Raw genomic sequence first — 19,141 nt, forward strand, 5'->3', positions numbered from 1 at the left:
CATGCTGGGCGTCGGTCAAAAACTGCCGGATTTCAAGATCACCGGCGTCAAGCCGGGCTTCAACAGCCACGAAGAGAATGGCGTGTCCGCCTTCCAAACGGTCACCCAGGGCAGCTTCGAGGGCAAGTGGAAGGTCATCTTCTTCTATCCCAAGGACTTCACCTTCGTCTGCCCCACCGAGATCGCCGAGTTCGCTTCACTGGCCCGCGACTTCGACGACCGCGACACCGTCGTCCTGGGCGGCTCGACCGACAATGAGTTCGTCAAGCTGGCCTGGCGCCGCGACCACGCCGACCTGAACAAGCTGCCGATCTGGCAGTTCGCCGACAACGGCGGCAAGTTCGCCCGCGATTTGGGCATCCTGGACGAGGCCGAGGGCGTCGCCCTGCGCGCCACCTTCGTGGTCGATCCGCACAATGTCGTGCAGCACGTCTATGTCACAAACCTGAACGTGGGCCGCGCGCCCGCCGACACCTTGCGCGTCGTCGATGCCCTTCAGACCGACGAGCTGTGCGCCTGCAACCGCCCTGTCGGCGGTGATGTGCTGGCGGCCTGAGCCGTCCGCGCCCTCTAGAACCGAGCAGGCGGCGGCTCCGGTCGCCGCCTGTTTTCCATCCCGCACCAAGTTTTCAGGATCTACCATGTCGATCGACGCTCTTCGCGACCTGATCCCCGCCTATGCCAAGGACATCTCCCTGAACCTCGGCTCGCTCGCGTCCGAGACGGTTCTGAACGAACAGCAGAAGTGGGGCTGTTTCCTCGCCTCGGCCCACGCCATCGGTGTCGCTCCCGTTGTGAAGGTGATCGAGGCGCAGGCGGCGACCGTCCTGTCGTCCGAGGCGATGAATGCGGCCAAGTCCGCCGCCGCCATCATGGGCATGAACAATGTCTACTATCGCGCCCTGCACCTGATGAAGAATCAGGAGTACACAACCATCCCGGCGCGCCTGCGGATGAACGTCCTGGCCAATCCTGGCGTCGAGAAGGTGGACTTTGAACTCTGGGCCACGGCGGTCAGCGCCATCAACGGCTGCGGCGGTTGCCTCGACGCCCACGAAGGCGTGCTGCGCAAGCACGGCGTGCCCGCCACCCAAGTCCAGGCCGCCCTGCGCATCGGGGCCGTGGTCCATGCCGCCAGCCGGATCGTGGCGTCGGAGACGGTGCTGGCCGGCTGACTAGGCGGCGGCGAAGCTCAGCGGGGCACCCCAGAACTGGCTGACGCGGTCGGACTGCGGGCCCGGCGTGCCGGTCGTCAGAAAATCGCGGCGACCCGTCTCGCCCAGACCGTATTCCGGATGGCGCGCGAAATAGCGATCCAGGGCATCGGCCACGGCCTGCGGCTGATGGATGATCGGTGTACCGGCGGGCAGGGCGGCGGCGAACAGGTCGGCCACGATCTCATAGTGGGTGCAGCCCAGGATGGCCTTGTCAGGATGCCGACCGATGCGGCGGCGCAGGGCGTCGACATGGTCGTTGACGACGACCCTTAGCTCTTCGGTCGGTGCCCCCAGTTCGATCAGACCGGCCAGACCGGGACAGGGCTCGGAAAAGACCGCCAGATCCTCGCGCCGCTTGTCGATCTCGATCTCATAGACCCGGCTCATGGCCGTGGCGGCGGTGGAGAAGACGCCGGTGATCTCGATCGCCTGCTTCTTCTCGCCCTCGGCCCGGTCGCGCTCGCCCTCATAGGTCCAGGGCAGGCCGGTCGCCGCCTCGATGGTGGGCACGATGATGCCCAGCACATTGATCGGGCGACCATGCCGCGCCCGCGCCTTGGGCACCCAGGTCTGTTGCAAACGTCGCAAGGCAATGGCGCTGGCGGTATTGCAGGCCAGGACGATGACATTGGCCCCGGCCTCGAAGAGTCGCTCGCAGCCCGCGCGTGTCAGATCGACGATCTCCTCGCCGCCGCGCCCGCCGTAAGGAGCATTCGCCTGGTCGGCCAGATAGACGAAGTCGCGGTCGGGGAACCGCCGCGTCAGTTCGCGGTGGACCGTCAGTCCGCCAACCCCGGAGTCGAATACGCCAATCGCCATGGCGCGGCTTTACCGTCGGGGCCGCTCGACGTCCACGTTCAAGATTTCGACGGCGTCATGTGACACAGCCGTCTCAAAGCGCTTATGTAGGCGTCAGACCCCATGAAGTACCGGAGCCTTCCATGCACAGACGCCAACTCCTCATCGCCGGAGGCAGCCTTCTGGCGCTGTCGGCCTGCGCCTCCAACGGCATGCCGATGAACGGGGCCGATGCCCCCAGCGCGGCCTCCCTGGCAGAGGAAGCGCGTATCGCCCGGGCTGTCCTACCAGCCCAGACTCCGCGCGCCGAACTGCTGCAGCCCTGGACCGGCCCGTATGATGGCGTACCGCCGTGGGACAAGGTCACCGCGCCCAAGCTGCGCGAGGCGATGATCGAGGCCATGGACCTGGCCCGCGCCGACGTGGCTGCCGTCGCCAACAATCCCGAGCCGCCGACCTTTGCCAACACCATGGTCGCCATGGAGCTGTGGGGCGCGCCGCTGGACCGGATCGTCAACATCTACAGCGTGATGACCGGCAACATCGGCGGCGAGGCCTATGACGCGGTCGACACCGAAATGTCGCCCCTGCTGTCGGCCTTCTTCGACGAGATCAACTTCAACGAACCACTGTTCCAGCGGGTCAAGACGGTCGCCGACAACGCCGACGCCATGGGCCTGAGCGCCCAGCAGAAGCGCCTGGCCGAGCGCAGCCGCGACAGCTTCATCCGCTCCGGTGCCAATCTGGACGCCGCCGGCAAGGCCGAGCTGGGCCGGATCAACACCGCCCTGTCCACCGCCTTCACCCGCTTCGGCCAGCGCGTCGTCGCCGACGAAAACACCTGGACGGTCATTCCGAACGAAGCCGGCGTCGCCGGCCTGCCCGCCTCGAACAAGGCCGCCGCAGCTGCGGCCGCTCGATCGCGCAATCTGCAGGGCTGGGTCATCGTCAACACCCGCTCGGACGTCGATCCCTTCCTGACCTTCGCCGATGACCGGGCCCTGCGCGAGCAGGTCTGGCGCAAGTTCGTCAACCGTGGCGACAACGGCGGGGCCAACGACACCAACGCGATCATCGCCGAGATCGTGGCCCTGCGTGACCAACGCGCCAAGCTGCTGGGTTATCGCAACCATGCCGAACTGCGTATGCAGGACACCATGGCCAAGACACCCGCTGCGGCCATGTCGCTGATGAACCGCGTCTGGGCACCGGCCAAGGCCCGCGTGGCCGAAGAGGTCGCCGACATGAAGGCCCTGGCCGGTTTCGACATCGAGCCTTGGGACTACCTCTACTTTGCCGAGAAGGTCCGCAAAGCCAAGTACGACCTCGATCAGAACGAGCTGAAGCCCTACTTCGAACTGAACGCCGTCCGCGCCGGGTCCTTCGCCATGGCCGAGCGTCTGTATGGTTTCGAGTTCCGCCCGCTGGCCAAAGGCACGGTGCCGACCTTCCATCCCGACGTGGAGGTCTATGAACTGTACGACAAGCCCACCGGTCGCCTGATCGGGCTGTATTACGTCGACGACTATGCCCGTCCGGGCAAGCGTTCGGGCGCGTGGATGACCACCTACCGGTCGTTCTCGACGCTGGACGGCTCCAAGGCGATCCTCGGCTCGAACAACAACAACTTCACCAAGGCCGAGCCGGGCCAGCCGGTGCTGATCTCGCTGGACGACGCAGAGACCTTGTTCCACGAATTCGGCCACACCCTGCACTATTACAGCTCGAACGTAACCTATCCGTCGTACGGCAACACGCCGCGCGACTTCGTGGAGTATCCGTCTCAGGTGCACGAGCACTGGGTGCTGTCGCGCCCGATCCTGGACGGTTTCCTGAAGCACAACGAAACGGGCCAACCGATGCCCCAGGCGCTGGTGGACAAGGTTCAGGCCGCCTCCACCTTCAACCAGGGTTATGCGACCGTCAGCTATCTGTCGTCGGCCCTGGTCGACATGGACCTGCACACGCAGGCCACGCCGCCGACTGACATCGACGCCTTCGAAAAGGCCTCGCTGGAACGCTATGGCATGCCCAAGGAGATCGTGATGCGGCACCGCCTGCCGCAGTTCAATCACCTGTTCACCTCGGACGCCTATTCGGCGGGCTACTACAGCTATCTGTGGTCCGAGACGATGGACGCCGACACCTGGGCCTATTTCGAGGAGTCGGGCGACGTGTTCAATCCGGACATCGCCGGCCGCTTCAAGTCGATCATGCTGGCCCCGGGCAACACCACGGACCGCGCCGAAGCCTACCGCGCCTTCCGCGGACGCGACCCAGACGTGGCGGCGCTGCTGAAGGTCCGAGGCTTCCCGACCAACTAGATTGGTCAAGCCGAGAGAAGAATGGGCCCGGTGGAGCGATCCGCCGGGCCATTTTCATAGCCATGGATCAGCCGCTGTTGCGTAATCCGGCGGCCACGCCGTTCAGGGCCAGCAGTATGCCCTCGCGAACGCGGGGGTCGTCGTCCCCGGCCCTCCGCCTACGGATCAGTTCGATCTGCACATGGTTCAGTGGCTCGACATAGGGCATGCGCAGGCGGATCAGACGGTCCAGCTCCGGCTGGCCGCCCAGCAAACGGTCCTGATCGGTGATGGCCAGAACGGCGGCATGGGTCCGCTCCCACTCCTGCAGCAGCGCCCCATAGATGCGGTCGGCCAGAGCCCGATCCGGCACCAGCGAGGCATAGCGGCGGGCGATGGTCATGTCCGCCTTGGCCATCACCATCTCCATGTTCTGGACCAGGGTGCGAAAGAAGGGCCAGTGGCGCGCCATGGCCTGAAGCTCGGCCATGTCCTCGCCCGCCGCCGCCGAGCCGAAGCCGAACCAGCCCGGCAGCATGACCCGCGACTGGCTCCAGCTGAAGACCCAGGGAATGGCACGCAGATCCTCGATGGCGGTGGACGTGCTGCGCGAGGCGGGGCGCGAGCCGATCTTCAGGTCCGCGATCTCGGCGATCGGCGTGGCCGCCCGGAAATAGTCGACGAAGCCGTCCGTCTCATAGACCAGGCCGCGATAGGCCGACATGGAGGCCATGGACAGCCGGGCCATCGTCGGTCCGTGCCGCCGTGTCAGGTCGGCATCCGGCGGCGGGGCCAGGGACGCCAGCAGCACGCCACACGTAAGCGCATCCAGATTGCGCCGCGCCACTTCTGGCTCGCCATATTTGTTGGCGATGACCTCGCCCTGTTCCGTCACGCGGATGCGACCGGCGACCGTGCCCTCCGGCTGGGCCAGTACGGCCGAGAAGCTGGATCCACCGCCGCGACCCACGGCCCCCCCGCGCCCGTGAAACAGCTGAAGTCGAAGCCCGGCCTTGTCGGTGACTTCCAGCAGCGCGCGTGACGCCTCGTGCAGTTCCCAGGTCGAGGTCAGGTAGGAGCCGTCCTTGTTGGAATCCGAATAGCCGATCATGACTTCCTGCACGCCGCGCGCCTGAGCGACGGCAAGAGCCGACGGGGCTTGCAACAGCCGGATCAGCGTCGGGTGCGCGGCCCGCAGGTCGTCGATGGTCTCGAACAGTGGCACGGCCTGGATCGGGCAGGCCTCGGGCGCACCCGGTCGGTACAGCCCGACCTCGCGCAGCAGCAGATAAACCTCCAGAAGATCGGACGCCGCATCGGTCTTGGACACCACATGGGTGCGGATCGCCTGTGGCCCGAAGTCGGTCAGCGCCTGGGCCGCCGCCACCAGGATCGCGCGCTCCTTGAGCGTCTCGGCCTGATACTCCGCATACGGATTGAATAGAGGCCGGGTCGATGCCAGTTCGGCCTCCAGCAGGGAGAGGCGCGCGTCCTCGTCGAGCGCTTCATAGTCGCCGCACACCCCGGCGACCTTCAGCAGGTCCGCGACCACCCGCGCATGGACGTCCGAGTTCTGACGCAGATCCAGCGTCGCCATGTGGAAGCCGAACACATCGACCGCAGCGATCAGCCCGGCCAGGCTGTCGTCGGCAAAGACGGCTCCATGATTGTCGACCAGGCTGTCGTGCAGCACCGCCAGATCGGCGCGGAGCACCTGCGGCCCGTCATAGGGCACGGCCTCGAAGGGCGCGGGACGTGGCGCGGGGCGACCGGTCAGCCTGACGTGCGTCGCCGAAAGCCGCGCATAGATCTGGCTCAGCGCCCGGCGATACGGCTCGTCGGCACGGTGTGGCGAAACATCTCCGGAGCCTTGCGCCAGCGCCGCCAGTGCGGGGGATACTGCCGCCAGCGATCCCGACAGGCTCAACTCGGCCCCCAGCGCATTCACCGCGTGGAGATAGAAGCGCAGTACGGCCCGCGCCGCCGTCGCAAAGGCTGCCTTGAGGGCTGCCGCATCGACATTGGGATTGCCGTCGCGATCGCCGCCGACCCAGGCCCCGATGCGTATGAAGGGGGCCAGTTCCGGGGCCTCGAGCCGCCTCCGCCAGTCGGCCAACTGGGCCGGAGCAATCCGTAGGAAGATGCGCTCCAGGAACGACACCACTGTGTCGATCTCGTCCTGCACCACCAGACCCGTCTGGCGGACCAGACGGGTGGTCCACAGGATGGTGGCCTGGCGTCGCAGCCGGCCGTTCAGAATCTGGGGCGAACAGGCGTCGCCGTCGCGATCGCAGGCATCCAGCAGGTCCGATACGGCCGCAATCCGGTCGATCACACTCTTGCGCCGCACCTCTGACGGGTGAGCGGTCAGAACCGGCGATATGAGCGCCGCTTCCAGCAGGCTCTTTGCGTCGGCCTGCGAACGCCCTGCCGCCTTCAGTCGCTCCAGCGCCCCCTCTGGCGTGTCGGCCCGCGCGCCGGCCGCGCTCTGATCCTTCGCCCGTCGCTTGCCCGCACGATCTTCCGCGACATTGGCCAGCAGGGAGAAGGCTGCGAACCCGTGCGCCAGTCCGACCGCCTGATCCAGCGACAGCTCGGCCAGCAGGGCCTCAAGGCGGGATGCATCCTGCGAGGCCGCATCGCGGTGATAGGCTACGGACGCCTGACGTACGGCCTCGATCCGGTCGTACAGTTCCTGCCCGCCCTCGTCGCGGATCACCTCGCCAAGCAGGCCTCCCAGCAGGCGCACCTCGTCACGCAGTTTGTCGTCGGCGGCTTGCATCATGGCTGGATCTCTCAGCGGGGAGGCTGGAACCCCACCGTATCAGCGGTTTTCAACCTGGCCACAGCAAAGGGTAACGCTGAAACCGAGTGTGTGATGCGGGCCTCGGCGGCCAGGAGTCGACAAACCGCCGCTTTTCCCTCATAAGCCGCCGCTTCCGACGCAAGTGAACCTCGCGTCTCCACCATCACGACCCCTGACGGTTCAGGACGAGGATGGCGAGAACCCTCCGCCGACGTGATCGTCGCCGGGGGCCGTTGTCGTATGGAGCCGTTTCGCCTGCGCCCAAAGAGGTAATGAATGTTCGAGGCTCTGAACGAGCGATTGTCAGGCGTTTTCGACCGGATCACCGGTCGCGGCGCCTTGTCCGAAAAGGACGTGACGGAGGCGATGCGCGAGGTGCGCGTGGCCCTGCTCGAGGCCGACGTCGCCCTGCCGGTCGTCAAGGACTTCATCGCCTTCGCCACCGAGCGCGCCACCGGCGAGGAGGTCATCCGTTCGGTCAAGCCGGCCGATCAGGTGATCAAGATCGTCTATGACGGCCTGGTCGAGATGCTGGGCGGCGAAGAGCCGACGCCGATCAATCTGAATGCCGCCCCGCCCGCGGTCATCCTGATGTCCGGCCTGCAGGGGTCGGGCAAGACAACGACTTCGGCGAAGCTGGCTCTGCGATTGACGAAGTTTGATCGCAAGAAGGTCATGATGGCCTCGCTGGACACGCGCCGTCCGGCCGCGATGGAACAGCTGGCCACCCTGGGCAAGCAGATCGAGGTCGCCACCCTGCCGATCGTGGCGGGTGAAAGCCCTGTCCAGATCACGCGCCGGGCGCTGCAGTCGGCCAAGCTTCAGGGCTTCGACGTCCTGATCCTCGACACTGCCGGCCGCATCACCCTGGACGAGGCCCTGATGGCCGAGGTGGCCGAGGTGGCCGCCATTGCCAAGCCGGTGGAGACCCTGCTGGTCGCCGACAGCCTGACCGGTCAGGACGCCGTTCGCACGGCCCGCGCCTTCCATGAGCGCCTGCCCCTGACGGGCCTCGTTCTGACCCGCGCCGATGGCGACGGGCGCGGCGGAGCCATGCTGTCGATGCGGGCCGTCACCGGGCTGCCGATCAAATACATCGGTGCGGGCGAGAAGGTCGATCAGCTCGAAGTCTTCGACGCCCGCCGCGTCGCCGGTCGCATCCTGGGTCAGGGGGACATCGTTGCCCTGGTCGAGAAGGCGGCCCAGGATCTGGACGCCTCCAAGGCCGAGGCCATGGCGCGCAAGCTGGCCAAGGGCCAGTTCGACCTGAACGACCTGGCCGCCCAGCTTCAGCAGATGAAGCGGATGGGGGGTCTGCAGGGCATCATGGGCATGCTGCCCGGCGTCGCCAAGATGAAGGCCCAAATGGCCGATGCGAACATCGACGATCGCATGATCGCCCGCCAGGAAGCCATCATCTCCTCGATGACCAAGATCGAGCGCAAGAAGCCCGACCTGCTGAATGCATCACGCAAGAAGCGGATCGCCGCCGGTGCGGGCGTCGAGGTGCAGGACGTCAACCGCCTGCTGAAACAGCACCGCCAGATGGCCGACATGGTCAAGTCCATGTCCAAGGGTGGCGGCAAGGGCCTGAAGCAGATGGCCGCCATGATGGGCGGTCTGGGCGGCGGCGCGCCCGGCGGGGCCGACATGGCCCGGCTGAAAGCCATGGGCGGCGGCAAGCTGCCCGACACCGACGCCGAACAGATGAAAGCTCTCCAGGACCGCTTTGCGGGTCTGGGCGGCGGACAACTCCCGGGGGGGCTGCCCGGCCTGCCTGGCCTACCCACCAAGAAGAACTGACTTTTATTTTCTAGAAAGAGACTGAAAATGCTGAAGATTCGTCTGGCCCGCGGCGGTGCCAAGAAGCGCCCGTACTACTACATCGTCGTTGCCGACAGCCACTCGCCGCGCGACGGCAAGTTCATCGAGCGCGTCGGCACCTACAACCCCATGCTGCCGCGTGACGGCGAGCAGAAGCGCGTCGTGCTGAAGGCCGACCGCATCGCCGAATGGCTGGGCAAGGGCGCACAGCCCACCGACCGCGTCGCCCGCTTCCTGAGCCAGGACGAGGCCCTGGCCGACAAGGTCAAGTGGACGCAAGGCAACAACCCGAACAAGGCCCAGCCCGGCAAGAAGGCCCAGGAACGCGCCGCCGAACGCGCCCAGCGTGAAGCCGACCGCGCCGAGGCTGAAGCCGCCGCCAAGGTCGAGGCTGCCGAAGCCGCCGCCCGCGCCAAGGAAGAAGCCGCCGCCGCTGCTGAAGCCGCCAAGAACGCCCCGCCGGCCGAAGAGCCTGCTGCCGAGGAGGCCCCTGCCGCCGAAGCCGCTGCCGAGGAAGCCCCGGCTGCTGAAGAGCCGGCCGCCGAAGAGAAGACCGAAGCCTGATCCGCTTCGATCCTGCTATATGAGACAAGGGCGGCGTCGAATGGCGCCGCCCTTTTGCTGTCGGAGCCCGTCATGACGGATCAGAAACTCATCCTCGTCGGCCAGGTCGCCGGCGGCTTCGGTGTCCGGGGCGAGGTGCGGGTGACCGCCTATACCGCCGACCCCATGTCGCTGCTGGCCTATGGCCCCCTGCTGCGCGCCGACGGCAGCGTCGGCCTGACCCTGACCAGCGCTAGGCCCGAGAAATCCGCCGTCGTCGGACGCGCCAAAGAGATCACCACCAAGGAACAGGCCGACGCCCTGCGCGGGCTGAAGCTGCATGTGCCGCGCAACCTGCTGCCCGAACCCGACGAAGACGAATTCTATCTGACCGATCTGGTCGGCCTTCAGGCCCGCGACCCGGACGACGTCGTCCTGGGCACCGTCAAATCCGTCCAGAATTTCGGGGCCGACGATATGCTGGAGATCGCGCCCGCCGAGGGTGGCCAGACCTGGTACCTGCCCTTCACCCGAGACTGCGTCCCCGACCTGCACATCGCCGACGGCTGGCTGAGGGTCGTGCGGCCGGTGGAAATCGGCGAGCGCGAGCCGGACTGACCGGCCTACGTCGAGGCTGGTTCTAAGCCTCTTCGTCCGCCGCCATGCCCATCATGTGGAAGCCCGCGTCGACGTGGACGACTTCGCCCGTAGTGGACAGGCCCAGGTCCGAGCACAGCCACAGGGCGGCCCCGGCGACGCCCTCCATGGAGGTGTCTTCCTTCATGGCCGACATGGCGCGGCCTTGAGCGATCATGCCGCGACCACCCGAGATGCCCGCCAGCGAGAGAGTGCGCATGGCACCGGCACTGATGGCATTGACGCGAATGCCCTTGGGCCCCAGGTCGCGCGCGATATAGCGGGTCGCAGCCTCCAGCGCGGCCTTGGCCACGCCCATGGTGTTGTAGTTCGGAATGGCCCGCTCCGACCCCAGATAGGTCAGGGTGACCAGGCTGCCACCGTTCGGCATCAGTTTGGCCGCGCGGCGCGACACATCCACGAAGCTGAAGGCCGAGATGTTCATGGCCAGAAGGAAGCTGTCGCGGCTGGTGTTGTCGACGAAGCTGCCCTTCAGCTCGTCCTTGTTGGCAAAGGCGATGGCGTGGACGACGAAGTCGATGGTGCCGAACTCGCGCTCCAGCTCCTCGAAGGCTTTGTCCATGGAAGCGTCGTCGGTGACGTCCGCCTGAATCAGCAGTTTCGCCCCGACGCTTTCGGCCAGCGGACGCACCCGGCGCTCCAGACCCTCGCCGAGGTAGGTAAAGGCCAGCTCGGCACCCTGCGCGGCCAGCTGCGAGGCGATGCCCCAGGCGATGGAGTTGGCGTTCGCCACCCCCATGATCAGGCCCTTCTTGCCCTTCATCAGTTCGCCGGTCGGCATGGTCCAGGCGGATTCGGTGGCCATCATCTGTCTCCTCGCAATCGAGCCGAAGCGTTAGCAGGGGCCGCGCACGGACGAAAGGCTCAGGCCGTTTTCGCGGTCCGCCACTTCGCCAGACGATCCAGAAGCGGCGTCGCCGTCACACCGTGGACGATGATGGACGCCAGAACGATGAAGCCGACCAGGGCCCACAGCCGCTCGCTGTCGCCGAACGCGCCATGATTAAGGCCATAGGCGACATAATAGATCGATCCGACGCCGCGTATGCCCAGAAAGGCCAGCAGCAGCTTCTCTCGGAAAGGCTGGGGGGCACCGATCAGCGACAGCAGGCCCGCCACCGGCCGCACGATCAGCAGGATGACCAGGGCCACGGCGACATCGATCCAGGTCAGGCTGGCCAGCAGGCCGTTTGCCAACGCTCCGCCGAACAGCACCAGCAGCAGCATCATCAGCAGACGCTCGATCTGATCGGACAGGTCGTGCATCTCTTCGTGGAAGTCGTGGTCCCGCTCCCAGTTGCGGATGGTCACCGCCGCCACAAACACCGCCAGAAAGCCGTAGCCATGCGCCAGCTCGGTCACCGCATAGGCCAGGAAGGTGGCGGCCAATGCGATCAGGCCATCACCCAGATGCGACAGCTGTCGACTGGAGTCCCGGAACAGCAGCCAGCCAAAAGCGGCCCCGACCAGCCAGCCCATGCCCAGCCCCGCGGCGATCTTCCATCCCACCTTGATCAGCCCCCAGTCGATCAAACCCTGGCTGGTCGCCAGCCCGCCCACCGACGCCAGAATGGCCAGATGCACGAACGGAAAGGCCAAGGCGTCGTTCAACCCCGCCTCTGACGTCAGGCCAAACCGCACCTCGTCCTCCTCGCCGGACCCGGGCGGGCCTACCTGCACGTCGGAAGCCAGTACGGGATCGGTCGGGGCCAGGGCCGCACCCAGCAGCAAGGCCACCGGCAAGGCCAGTCCCAGCCCCCAGATGCCCAGCAGCAGCACCGCCACGATCGTCAGCGGCATGGCGATGGCCAGCAACCGCCAGGTCACGTTCCACCGCTTCCATCCCAGCTTGCGATCCAGCTTCAGCCCGCAGCCCATCAGGCTGATGATGACGACCAGCTCGGTCAGCTTCTCCGTCACCGTGTCCCATGTCCGCGGATCCGGGTTGAAGGCCAGCAGCCCGCTGGAGAAGACAACCACACCCACGCCCACGCACAGGATCGCCAGGGTCAGCGGCAATTGCTTCAGCCCCACCGGGGCCCAGCTGACCAGCAGGATCACCAGACCGAGGCCCAGCAGGAAGAGGATGTAGGGATCGAAGGTCAGCGCAATTTCCCCTTGCGCTCAAGGCGAGCGCTGCGGTTCAGGGACGCGCCGATGACAGATCGGTTCCCGATCACACCTTCGACAGGATCAGCGTTCCGTTCGTGCCGCCGAAGCCGAAGCTGTTGGACATGACGTGTTTCAGCTCGCCGTCGTGGCGTTCACGCAGGATCGGCATGCCCTCGAACTCGGGGTCGAGATTTTCGATGTGGGCGCTTTCGGCGGCGAAGCCGTGCTTCATCATCAGCAGACAGTAGATGGCTTCCTGAGCGCCTGCGGCGCCCAGCGAATGCCCCGTCAGCGACTTGGTCGAGGAAATCATCGGCATGTCGTCGCCAAACACGTTACGGACGGCTCCCATCTCCTTGGAGTCGCCGACCGGCGTCGAGGTGCCGTGTGGATTCAGATAGTCGATCCTCGGATTGCCGGCCATCTCCAGCGCGATCTTCATGCAGCGCTCGGCCCCTTCGCCCGAGGGGGCGACCATGTCGTAGCCGTCGGAGTTGGCACCATATCCGGTGACCTCGGCATAGATGGTCGCGCCGCGGGCCACAGCCCGCTCATACTCTTCCAGCACGACGATGCCGGCACCGCCCGCGATGACGAAGCCGTCGCGGTCCTTGTCATAGGCGCGGGACGCCACAGACGGCGTGTCGTTGAAGTTCGACGACATAGCCCCCATCGCGTCGAACATGTTGGACATGGACCAGTCGATATCCTCGCAGCCGCCGGCGAAGACCACGTCCTGCTTGCCCCAGGCGATCTGTTCCGCCGCCGCCCCGATGCAGTGGGCGCTGGTCGCGCAGGCCGAGCTGATCGAATAGTTGATGCCCTTTAGCTGGAACCAGGTCGCCAGCACGGCCGACGGACCCGAGGCCATGGCCTTGGGCACGGCGAAGGGCCCGATGCGCTTGGGCGAGTTCTTTTCCACCGTCGTGGCCGCCGCCTGCAGGATGACCTGTGTCGAGGGACCACCCTCGCCGACGATCAGACCGATGCGGTCCGACTTGATCTCTTCGGCGGTCAGGCCGGAATCCTTCAGCGCCTCCTCGAAGGCGATGTGACCCCACGCGGTGCCGTTGGCCAGGAAGCGGGCAGCGCGGCGATCCACATGCGGAGCCCAGTCCTCGGCCGTGACGCCCAACGACGGCGGGGCCCAGACCTGGCTGCGAAAGCCGTGCTGGATGTGGTCCGGCGCGGCCTTGATGCCCGACTTCGCCTCGCGCAGGGAGGCCGCGACCTCGTCCTGGCCCTTGCCGATGGAGGAGACGATGCCCAGTCCGGTGACGACGACGCGACGCATGGTGGTTTCCTTCAGATCTTTTTCAGTCGCCGCGTTGCCCGCGGTCTGTCCGCAAATGGGGTTAGCCGGCCGCCGCGTCCACGGTGTCGCCGCCCCCAAACAGGCCGACGCGCATGTCATTGCAGGTGTAGATCACCTGTCCGTCGGCCTCCAGCACGCCATCGGCGATACCCATGACCAGGCGGCGGTTGATCACCCGCTTCAGGTCGATCTTGTAGACCACCTTCTTGATGTCAGGCTGAACCTGGCCCGTGAATTTGACCTCGCCGACACCCAGGGCACGACCCTTGCCGGGCCCACCGATCCAGCCGAGGTAGAAGCCGACGAGCTGCCACATCGCATCCAGGCCCAGACAGCCGGGCATGACCGGGTCGCCGATGAAGTGGCACTGGAAGAACCAGAGGTCTGGATGGATATCCAGCTCGGCCTCGACATAGCCCTTGCCGTGCGCGCCGCCGTCGGCGTTGATCTGGGTGATCCGGTCGAACATCAACATCGGCGGTGCGGGCAGCTGGGCATTGCCCGGCCCGAACAGCTCTCCCCGGCCCGAGGCCAGCAGGGCTTCGTAATCGAACGACGACGGATATTTCGAGAGGCTCAAGACGGCGGGCTCCGGACGGTGCGGTGTTGCCGTGGGGTTACACGACCCGTCCCTCCCGCTCAAATGATTTAGGAGGCGCGCCCTGTGCCGGCCGGGCGCGCCGCGTTGCACAGGGCGCGGTCCTGGGTGCCGAAGACGGCGGACTGACGTACCCAGCCACGCCTGCGCCCCGCCTGCACCTGACACCAGCCCTCCTCGCATTCATTGACTGACACCAAGGCGTTGGGCGACAGCCTGGCACGCAGGGGCGAGCTGTCGGTTCGCCGGGCGTGAATGCCGATCTCGGCGTCCGAGCGGTTCAGGACGCTGCGGCGGCTGGACACCACGCTGCGGTGGACCCAGGCGACGGCACCGTCGGGGTCGCAGATCTTGCGCCACTCCCGCGTCTCGGCGATCACCTGCACCGGCAGGCCGCGCGCGCGATATTCCCACAGTATACGATAATCCAGACCAGGACCGTACCGGGCACGCACTTCGTCCGACTTCAGCGACAGCCACCGCGGCACGGGCTGGCCAGACGGCGTGGGCCGACCATCGGGCATGGCCTGGCCCGCGCCTGCCATGACGGCGGCACCCATGATCGCCGTGACGACAGCCAGTCTTTGGAAGCGGGAGCGTGCTTTGCTAGACACCGGATACGCTCGTTGAATCGAAGGCTGCCAATGTCCGCGCCCAAACTTAAGGTCGTATTAACCAGACGCCTGCCGGACGCGGTCGAAACGCGGATGCGCGAACTGTTCGATACCGAACTGAATCTGACCGACCGCCCCATGGACCGCGCCACGCTGGAGGCTGCCGTCCAGCGGGCGGACGTGCTGGTCCCGACGATTACCGACACCATCGACGCCGGCCTGATCGCGAGTGCAGGCGAGCAACTCAAGATGATCGCCAACTTCGGCGCGGGCGTGGACCATATCGACATCGACGCCGCCGTCGGGCGGGGCCTGATCGTCACCAACACCCCCGGCGTCCTGACCGAGGACACTGCGGACCTGGCCATGGGCCTGATCCTGGCCGCCAGCCGCCGCATCGTCGAGGGCGCGCAGGTCGTCGCCGCCGGCAGGTTCGAGGGCTGGACCCCGACCTGGATGTGCGGGCGCAAGCTGTGGGGCAAGCGGCTGGGCATCGTGGGCATGGGTCGCATCGGCCAGGCCCTGGCCCGCCGGGCGAAGGCCTTCGGCATTCAGGTCCACTATCACAACCGAAAGGCCGTCAGCCCGCTGATCGCCGAGGAGTTAGGCGCCACCTATTGGGATGATCTGGATCAGATGCTGGCCCGGATGGACATCATCTCCCTGAACTGCCCGGCGACGAAGGACACCCATCATCTGCTGTCGGCCGAGCGGCTGGCCCGGCTTCAGCCCCATGCCATCCTGATCAACACCGCCCGCGGCGAACTGATCGACGAGGCCGCCCTGGCCGAGGCGGTGGCAGGGCGGCGCATCGCCGGCGTCGGGCTGGACGTCTATGAGAACGAGCCTGCCATCCATCCGGGCCTGCTGGGCCACGCCAATGTTGTGCTCCTGCCCCATCTGGGCTCCGCTACCCTGGAAGCTCGTCAGGACATGGGCGACCGCGTCATCGCCAACATCATGACCTTCCAGAACGGCCACCGCCCGCCGGACCGGGTGATCCCTGCGATGTTCTGATCCCGGACGTCTTGACGGGATGACCGACGTGAGTACCCCTGACTAACGGTATCTGGGGGATATTCATGACACTTGGATTGAGCAAGGCGGCGCAGATCGCGCTGTCGCGGCGTATGTTGCTGGGCGGAGCGGGGGCCCTGTCTCTGTCCGGGCTGGTCCAGCCGGCGCGCGCTCTGTCGGACCAGGCCGCCAGTGCCTCTACGCCCTATCCGATCGACGCCTTCTTCGCCGGCCCGCACACCCGATCCGCGTCCCTGTCGCCGTCCGGTCGGCGCATCGCTGTGCTTCAGGAGATCGGCACGGAAGACGAGCCTCACGGTGTCGTCGACCTGATTGCCGCCGACGATCCCGAGGGCGAAAGCAAGCGGGTGGACCTGGGTACTGTTCGCGCCGAGGCAATGCAGTGGGGCAATGACGATCGCCTTCTGATCCGCGTAGCGATCACGACCAAGACCGCCTCGAGATCACAGGCCGGCTCGAACTTGCGCCTGCCGGGTGTGGAGCTCACCTCGCGCCGCGTCATCTCGATCGGCGCGGATCGCGGCGACGTGGTGCTGTTGTTTCAGGATCAGCGCAATCGTCTGCGTCGCACCTTCGACATGGGCCGCGTCATCGACATGCTGCCCAATGACCCCGACCATGTTTTGATGACCGCCTGGGAGGCCGACGGTCGGATGGCCCTGCATCGCGTCAACATCAATACAGGCAGCGCCAGCATCATCGAGCGTGGCAACACCACAACCTATTTCTGGAACACCCAGGGTGGCGTGCCGGTCCTTCGGCACGACATCAATACGCGCGGCACGATGGAGACCGTCTTTGCGCGCATGCCAGGCGAAACGGAGTGGAAGCTGTTGCGCCGGTCACGCGTGCAGGACGCGCCCGATTTCTCCTGGATAGGCGAAACGGACAGACCCGGCACGGTCCTGGTCTCGGCCCGCGCGGAGGGCGAGGATACGGAAAGCATCCGCGAACTGGATCTGGGCAGTCTTGCGGTCGGGCCACCAATCAGCGCTCGTCCCGGTCGCGATGTGCTGTATGGACTGAAGGACACGGCGGGTCGCTACATGGGGGCGGCCTATTACAGTGCGCGTCTGGAATATGACTTCACCGACCCGACCCTGGTGCCGCTGCACGCCGGTCTGAACCGCTTTTTCGACAATGACTGCGATGTCCATCTGACCGACATCGACGCGGATCGAAACCGCTTCATGCTGCACGTGACGGGTCCCACCGAGCCGGGTGCCTGGTTCTTCTATGACAAGACGGCCCGTGCCGTCGTGAATGTCGGGGCGGCCATGCAGTTGGACATTGCCCGACTGGGCGTAACAGAGACCGTGACGGTGCGCACGCGCGACGGGGCAGAGATCGAGGCCTATCTGACCGCGCCGCCCGGGGGCCGGGCCGGACCGCTGGTCGTCCTGCCGCACGGCGGACCGGAAATCCGCGATACCCGTGCCTGGGACACACAGGTCCAGATACTGGCCGCCCAGGGCTGGTGGGTGCTGCGTCCCAATTTCAGGGGGTCCGGCGGCTATGGTCTGGACTTCGCCCGTCAGGGATGGACCCGCTGGGGCGAGCGCATGCAGGAGGACGTCGAGGATGCTGTGGCCCAGGTCATAGAGCCCAAAGGCCTGGACGCAGGTCGTGTGGCCATCATGGGCACCAGCTACGGCGGCTATGCCGCCCTTATGGGGGCGGTGCGCCGACCAGAGCTTTACAAGGCCTGCATCGCCATCTGCGGCGTGGCCGATCTGCCCGACATGCTGGCCTGGGAGAACCGCGAGGACGATACGCCAGGCAAGCAGATCTACGACTTCTGGACGAAGCGGATCGGCGATCCCGAGACGGCGGGTGCCAGTCTGAATCAGGCGTCACCGCGGCGCCGCGCGTCAGAGATCGCCTGCCCGGTGTTGCTGGTCCATGGCGAAGATGACGGTGTCGTGCCCGTAATCCAGTCCCGTCGGATGAGGGACGCCCTGCGCAGCGCAGGCAGGCCCGTCGAACTCATCGAGATCGAAAAGCATGGTCACGCAGACTGGCCTGACTCACAGGAAAGGGCGCTGATGTCCCGCTACGTCGCCTTGATCAAACAAGCCTTCGCCTGATCAGCCGACGGCGCAGGTCGGACAGTGCGGGTCGGCGGGGATCACGACCGCCCGGGTCGTCGCCATGAGCCCGTCGTAGATCAGCAACCGCCCCGTCAGCGGATCGCCCGCCTGTGTGATCAGCTTGATCGCCTCCATCGCCGCCATGGCTCCGATGACACCCGCCAGCGCCCCGACCACGCCGACGCGGGCGCAGGTTTCGGCGTCTGGCGGTATCTCCGGGACAAGGCACCGGTAGCAGGGCTGGCCGCTGAAGACGCTGACCTGTCCGCTCCACCGGCCCAGGGCGGCGGACACCAGAGGCAGGCCTGCATCCACACAGGCGGCATTGACGATGAAGCGGGTCTCGAAGTCGTCCGTACCGTCTATCACGACATCGCAATCGGCCAGAAGGTTGGCAGCGTTCTCGCCTGACAGCCTGACGGGTCGGGACTCGATCTGGACATGCGGATTCAGAGCCGTCAGACGCTCGCCCCCGACCTCGACTTTAGGGCGATCCAGGTCTGGGGTTTGAAACAGGATCTGCCGCTGCAGATTGGACAGGCTGACCGCGTCGTCGTCGATCAACCGCAAGGTTCCGGCACCTGCAGCCGCCAGATACAGGCTGGCTGGAGCGCCGATCCCGCCCAGACCGATCAAGGCTACGCGCGCGGCCTTCAACCTTTGCTGACCCGGCCCGCCGACCTCGGCCAGCATCAGATGCCGGGCATAGCGTTCGATTTCGTCGTCGGAAAAGGTCACGCGCTCTGCCTAACCCTATCGACCCCATCGGTCACGTGCGTTTGGAGGAGCTCACGCCCCATCAGGCGGCCAGGCGATACTCCAGCATGGCCTGCACATCCCCGGCGGTCAGTCGGCTGAGGGTCGTCAGGCCGGTACGGCGCATCATCGTCGCGGGATCGCGGCACAGGGCCATGGGCTCGTGCATCAGCCGCTCGGAAATCGGTGTATCCACGATGATCCGCATGCCGGTGTGGCGCGGATCGACCAGCAGGCGACGCACCAGGCGGTCGATGTCGGCCCGACCGCCTTCGATCGCCTGCACGATACGGCCCTCATGGAACAGGACGCAGCCGGTCAGATGGTCGCGTCGATTATTGCGATCGGATGCCCCCAGAATCTCGGCCAGCGACTGGGTCGACACAGCCGTGGCTCCGACAGACTCACTCACGTAGACTACGCGATGAAGCACGACGTTCTCTCAATTCCAGCATTTATGGGGTAATTAC

At 66.1% G+C, this 19,141-nt stretch carries 17 protein-coding genes; 8 read left to right on the top strand and 9 right to left on the bottom strand.

The window, feature by feature from the left end:
- The first annotated feature begins 1 nt into the window (after nucleotide 1).
- Both ACE3TH_RS05460 and ACE3TH_RS05465 read left to right on the top strand, forming a co-directional pair.
- Entirely contained in the window at nucleotides 2-556 is a 555-nt protein-coding gene (locus ACE3TH_RS05460) for a peroxiredoxin (protein WP_374598120.1), read from the top strand.
- An 85-nt stretch (nucleotides 557-641) separates the two neighbouring features.
- Complete coding sequence (locus ACE3TH_RS05465) at nucleotides 642-1,175, top strand: carboxymuconolactone decarboxylase family protein (RefSeq protein WP_374598122.1); 534 nt, start codon at nucleotides 642-644, stop codon at nucleotides 1,173-1,175.
- Here the strand turns inward: ACE3TH_RS05465 and ACE3TH_RS05470 are convergent, their stop codons facing one another.
- Nucleotides 1,176-2,036: a glutamate racemase gene (locus ACE3TH_RS05470; RefSeq protein ID WP_374598124.1), complete on the bottom strand. Its 861-nt coding sequence runs from the start codon at nucleotides 2,034-2,036 to the stop codon at nucleotides 1,176-1,178.
- A gap of 122 nt (nucleotides 2,037-2,158) precedes the next feature.
- Here ACE3TH_RS05470 and ACE3TH_RS05475 point away from each other — a divergent pair, with 122 nt between their 5' ends.
- Complete coding sequence (locus ACE3TH_RS05475; protein WP_374598126.1) at nucleotides 2,159-4,339, top strand: M3 family metallopeptidase; 2,181 nt, start codon at nucleotides 2,159-2,161, stop codon at nucleotides 4,337-4,339.
- A 67-nt stretch (nucleotides 4,340-4,406) separates the two neighbouring features.
- Here the strand turns inward: ACE3TH_RS05475 and ppc are convergent, their stop codons facing one another.
- Entirely contained in the window at nucleotides 4,407-7,103 is a 2,697-nt protein-coding gene (ppc, locus tag ACE3TH_RS05480; RefSeq protein WP_374598128.1) for a phosphoenolpyruvate carboxylase, read from the bottom strand.
- Nucleotides 7,104-7,400: 297 nt separating this feature from the next.
- Here ppc and ffh point away from each other — a divergent pair, with 297 nt between their 5' ends.
- The 3 genes from ffh to rimM all read left to right on the top strand — a co-directional run bounded on the left by ffh (nucleotide 7,401) and on the right by rimM (nucleotide 10,109).
- The gene (gene ffh, locus ACE3TH_RS05485) at nucleotides 7,401-8,927 is read left to right on the top strand and encodes a signal recognition particle protein (RefSeq protein WP_374598130.1); all 1,527 of its coding nucleotides are present in this window, start codon (nucleotides 7,401-7,403) and stop codon (nucleotides 8,925-8,927) included.
- A gap of 27 nt (nucleotides 8,928-8,954) precedes the next feature.
- Nucleotides 8,955-9,512, top strand: coding sequence for a 30S ribosomal protein S16 (gene rpsP, locus ACE3TH_RS05490; RefSeq protein WP_374598132.1), 558 nt, complete (start codon nucleotides 8,955-8,957; stop codon nucleotides 9,510-9,512).
- A 72-nt stretch (nucleotides 9,513-9,584) separates the two neighbouring features.
- Nucleotides 9,585-10,109: a ribosome maturation factor RimM gene (rimM, locus tag ACE3TH_RS05495; RefSeq protein ID WP_374598134.1), complete on the top strand. Its 525-nt coding sequence runs from the start codon at nucleotides 9,585-9,587 to the stop codon at nucleotides 10,107-10,109.
- 22 nt (nucleotides 10,110-10,131) lie between these two features.
- Here rimM and ACE3TH_RS05500 read toward each other — a convergent pair whose 3' ends face one another.
- The 5 genes from ACE3TH_RS05500 to ACE3TH_RS05520 form a co-directional block, all read right to left on the bottom strand.
- The gene (locus ACE3TH_RS05500; RefSeq protein ID WP_374598136.1) at nucleotides 10,132-10,953 is read right to left on the bottom strand and encodes an enoyl-ACP reductase; all 822 of its coding nucleotides are present in this window, start codon (nucleotides 10,951-10,953) and stop codon (nucleotides 10,132-10,134) included.
- A gap of 59 nt (nucleotides 10,954-11,012) precedes the next feature.
- Nucleotides 11,013-12,209: a cation:proton antiporter gene (locus tag ACE3TH_RS05505; protein ID WP_374598138.1), complete on the bottom strand. Its 1,197-nt coding sequence runs from the start codon at nucleotides 12,207-12,209 to the stop codon at nucleotides 11,013-11,015.
- 115 nt (nucleotides 12,210-12,324) lie between these two features.
- Nucleotides 12,325-13,554 (bottom strand): beta-ketoacyl-ACP synthase I, encoded by a 1,230-nt coding sequence (fabB, locus tag ACE3TH_RS05510; protein ID WP_374598141.1) that lies wholly within the window; start codon nucleotides 13,552-13,554, stop codon nucleotides 12,325-12,327.
- Between the two features lie 61 nt (nucleotides 13,555-13,615).
- Entirely contained in the window at nucleotides 13,616-14,155 is a 540-nt protein-coding gene (fabA, locus tag ACE3TH_RS05515; RefSeq protein WP_374598143.1) for a 3-hydroxyacyl-[acyl-carrier-protein] dehydratase FabA, read from the bottom strand.
- 68 nt (nucleotides 14,156-14,223) lie between these two features.
- Nucleotides 14,224-14,787 (bottom strand): SH3 domain-containing protein, encoded by a 564-nt coding sequence (locus ACE3TH_RS05520; RefSeq protein ID WP_374598145.1) that lies wholly within the window; start codon nucleotides 14,785-14,787, stop codon nucleotides 14,224-14,226.
- A gap of 30 nt (nucleotides 14,788-14,817) precedes the next feature.
- Between ACE3TH_RS05520 and ACE3TH_RS05525 the strand changes: the two genes are divergently transcribed.
- Nucleotides 14,818-15,804 (top strand): 2-hydroxyacid dehydrogenase, encoded by a 987-nt coding sequence (locus ACE3TH_RS05525; RefSeq protein WP_374598147.1) that lies wholly within the window; start codon nucleotides 14,818-14,820, stop codon nucleotides 15,802-15,804.
- 65 nt (nucleotides 15,805-15,869) lie between these two features.
- Nucleotides 15,870-17,912, top strand: a complete 2,043-nt coding sequence (locus ACE3TH_RS05530; RefSeq protein ID WP_374598149.1) for an alpha/beta hydrolase family protein — start codon at nucleotides 15,870-15,872, stop codon at nucleotides 17,910-17,912.
- On the opposite strand, the gene ACE3TH_RS05535 is transcribed toward ACE3TH_RS05530, so the two are convergent.
- Nucleotides 17,913-18,653, bottom strand: coding sequence for a ThiF family adenylyltransferase (locus ACE3TH_RS05535; protein WP_374598151.1), 741 nt, complete (start codon nucleotides 18,651-18,653; stop codon nucleotides 17,913-17,915).
- A gap of 61 nt (nucleotides 18,654-18,714) precedes the next feature.
- The gene (locus tag ACE3TH_RS05540) at nucleotides 18,715-19,104 is read right to left on the bottom strand and encodes a BLUF domain-containing protein (protein WP_374598153.1); all 390 of its coding nucleotides are present in this window, start codon (nucleotides 19,102-19,104) and stop codon (nucleotides 18,715-18,717) included.
- Nucleotides 19,105-19,141: the final 37 nt, after the last annotated feature.

The organism is Brevundimonas sp., from assembly GCF_041919755.1.
Taxonomy (GTDB): domain Bacteria; phylum Pseudomonadota; class Alphaproteobacteria; order Caulobacterales; family Caulobacteraceae; genus Brevundimonas.

Coding starts and splice junctions, on each gene's coding strand:
- fabB (WP_374598141.1), bottom strand. CDS start 13,554: ATGCGTCGCGTCGTCGTCACCGGACTGGGCATCGTCTCCTCCATCGGC.
- rimM (WP_374598134.1), top strand. CDS start 9,585: ATGACGGATCAGAAACTCATCCTCGTCGGCCAGGTCGCCGGCGGCTTC.
- ACE3TH_RS05500 (WP_374598136.1), bottom strand. CDS start 10,953: ATGGCCACCGAATCCGCCTGGACCATGCCGACCGGCGAACTGATGAAG.
- ACE3TH_RS05475 (WP_374598126.1), top strand. CDS start 2,159: ATGCACAGACGCCAACTCCTCATCGCCGGAGGCAGCCTTCTGGCGCTG.
- ACE3TH_RS05465 (WP_374598122.1), top strand. CDS start 642: ATGTCGATCGACGCTCTTCGCGACCTGATCCCCGCCTATGCCAAGGAC.
- ACE3TH_RS05530 (WP_374598149.1), top strand. CDS start 15,870: ATGACACTTGGATTGAGCAAGGCGGCGCAGATCGCGCTGTCGCGGCGT.
- ffh (WP_374598130.1), top strand. CDS start 7,401: ATGTTCGAGGCTCTGAACGAGCGATTGTCAGGCGTTTTCGACCGGATC.
- ACE3TH_RS05470 (WP_374598124.1), bottom strand. CDS start 2,036: ATGGCGATTGGCGTATTCGACTCCGGGGTTGGCGGACTGACGGTCCAC.
- ppc (WP_374598128.1), bottom strand. CDS start 7,103: ATGATGCAAGCCGCCGACGACAAACTGCGTGACGAGGTGCGCCTGCTG.
- rpsP (WP_374598132.1), top strand. CDS start 8,955: ATGCTGAAGATTCGTCTGGCCCGCGGCGGTGCCAAGAAGCGCCCGTAC.
- ACE3TH_RS05525 (WP_374598147.1), top strand. CDS start 14,818: ATGTCCGCGCCCAAACTTAAGGTCGTATTAACCAGACGCCTGCCGGAC.
- ACE3TH_RS05460 (WP_374598120.1), top strand. CDS start 2: ATGCTGGGCGTCGGTCAAAAACTGCCGGATTTCAAGATCACCGGCGTC.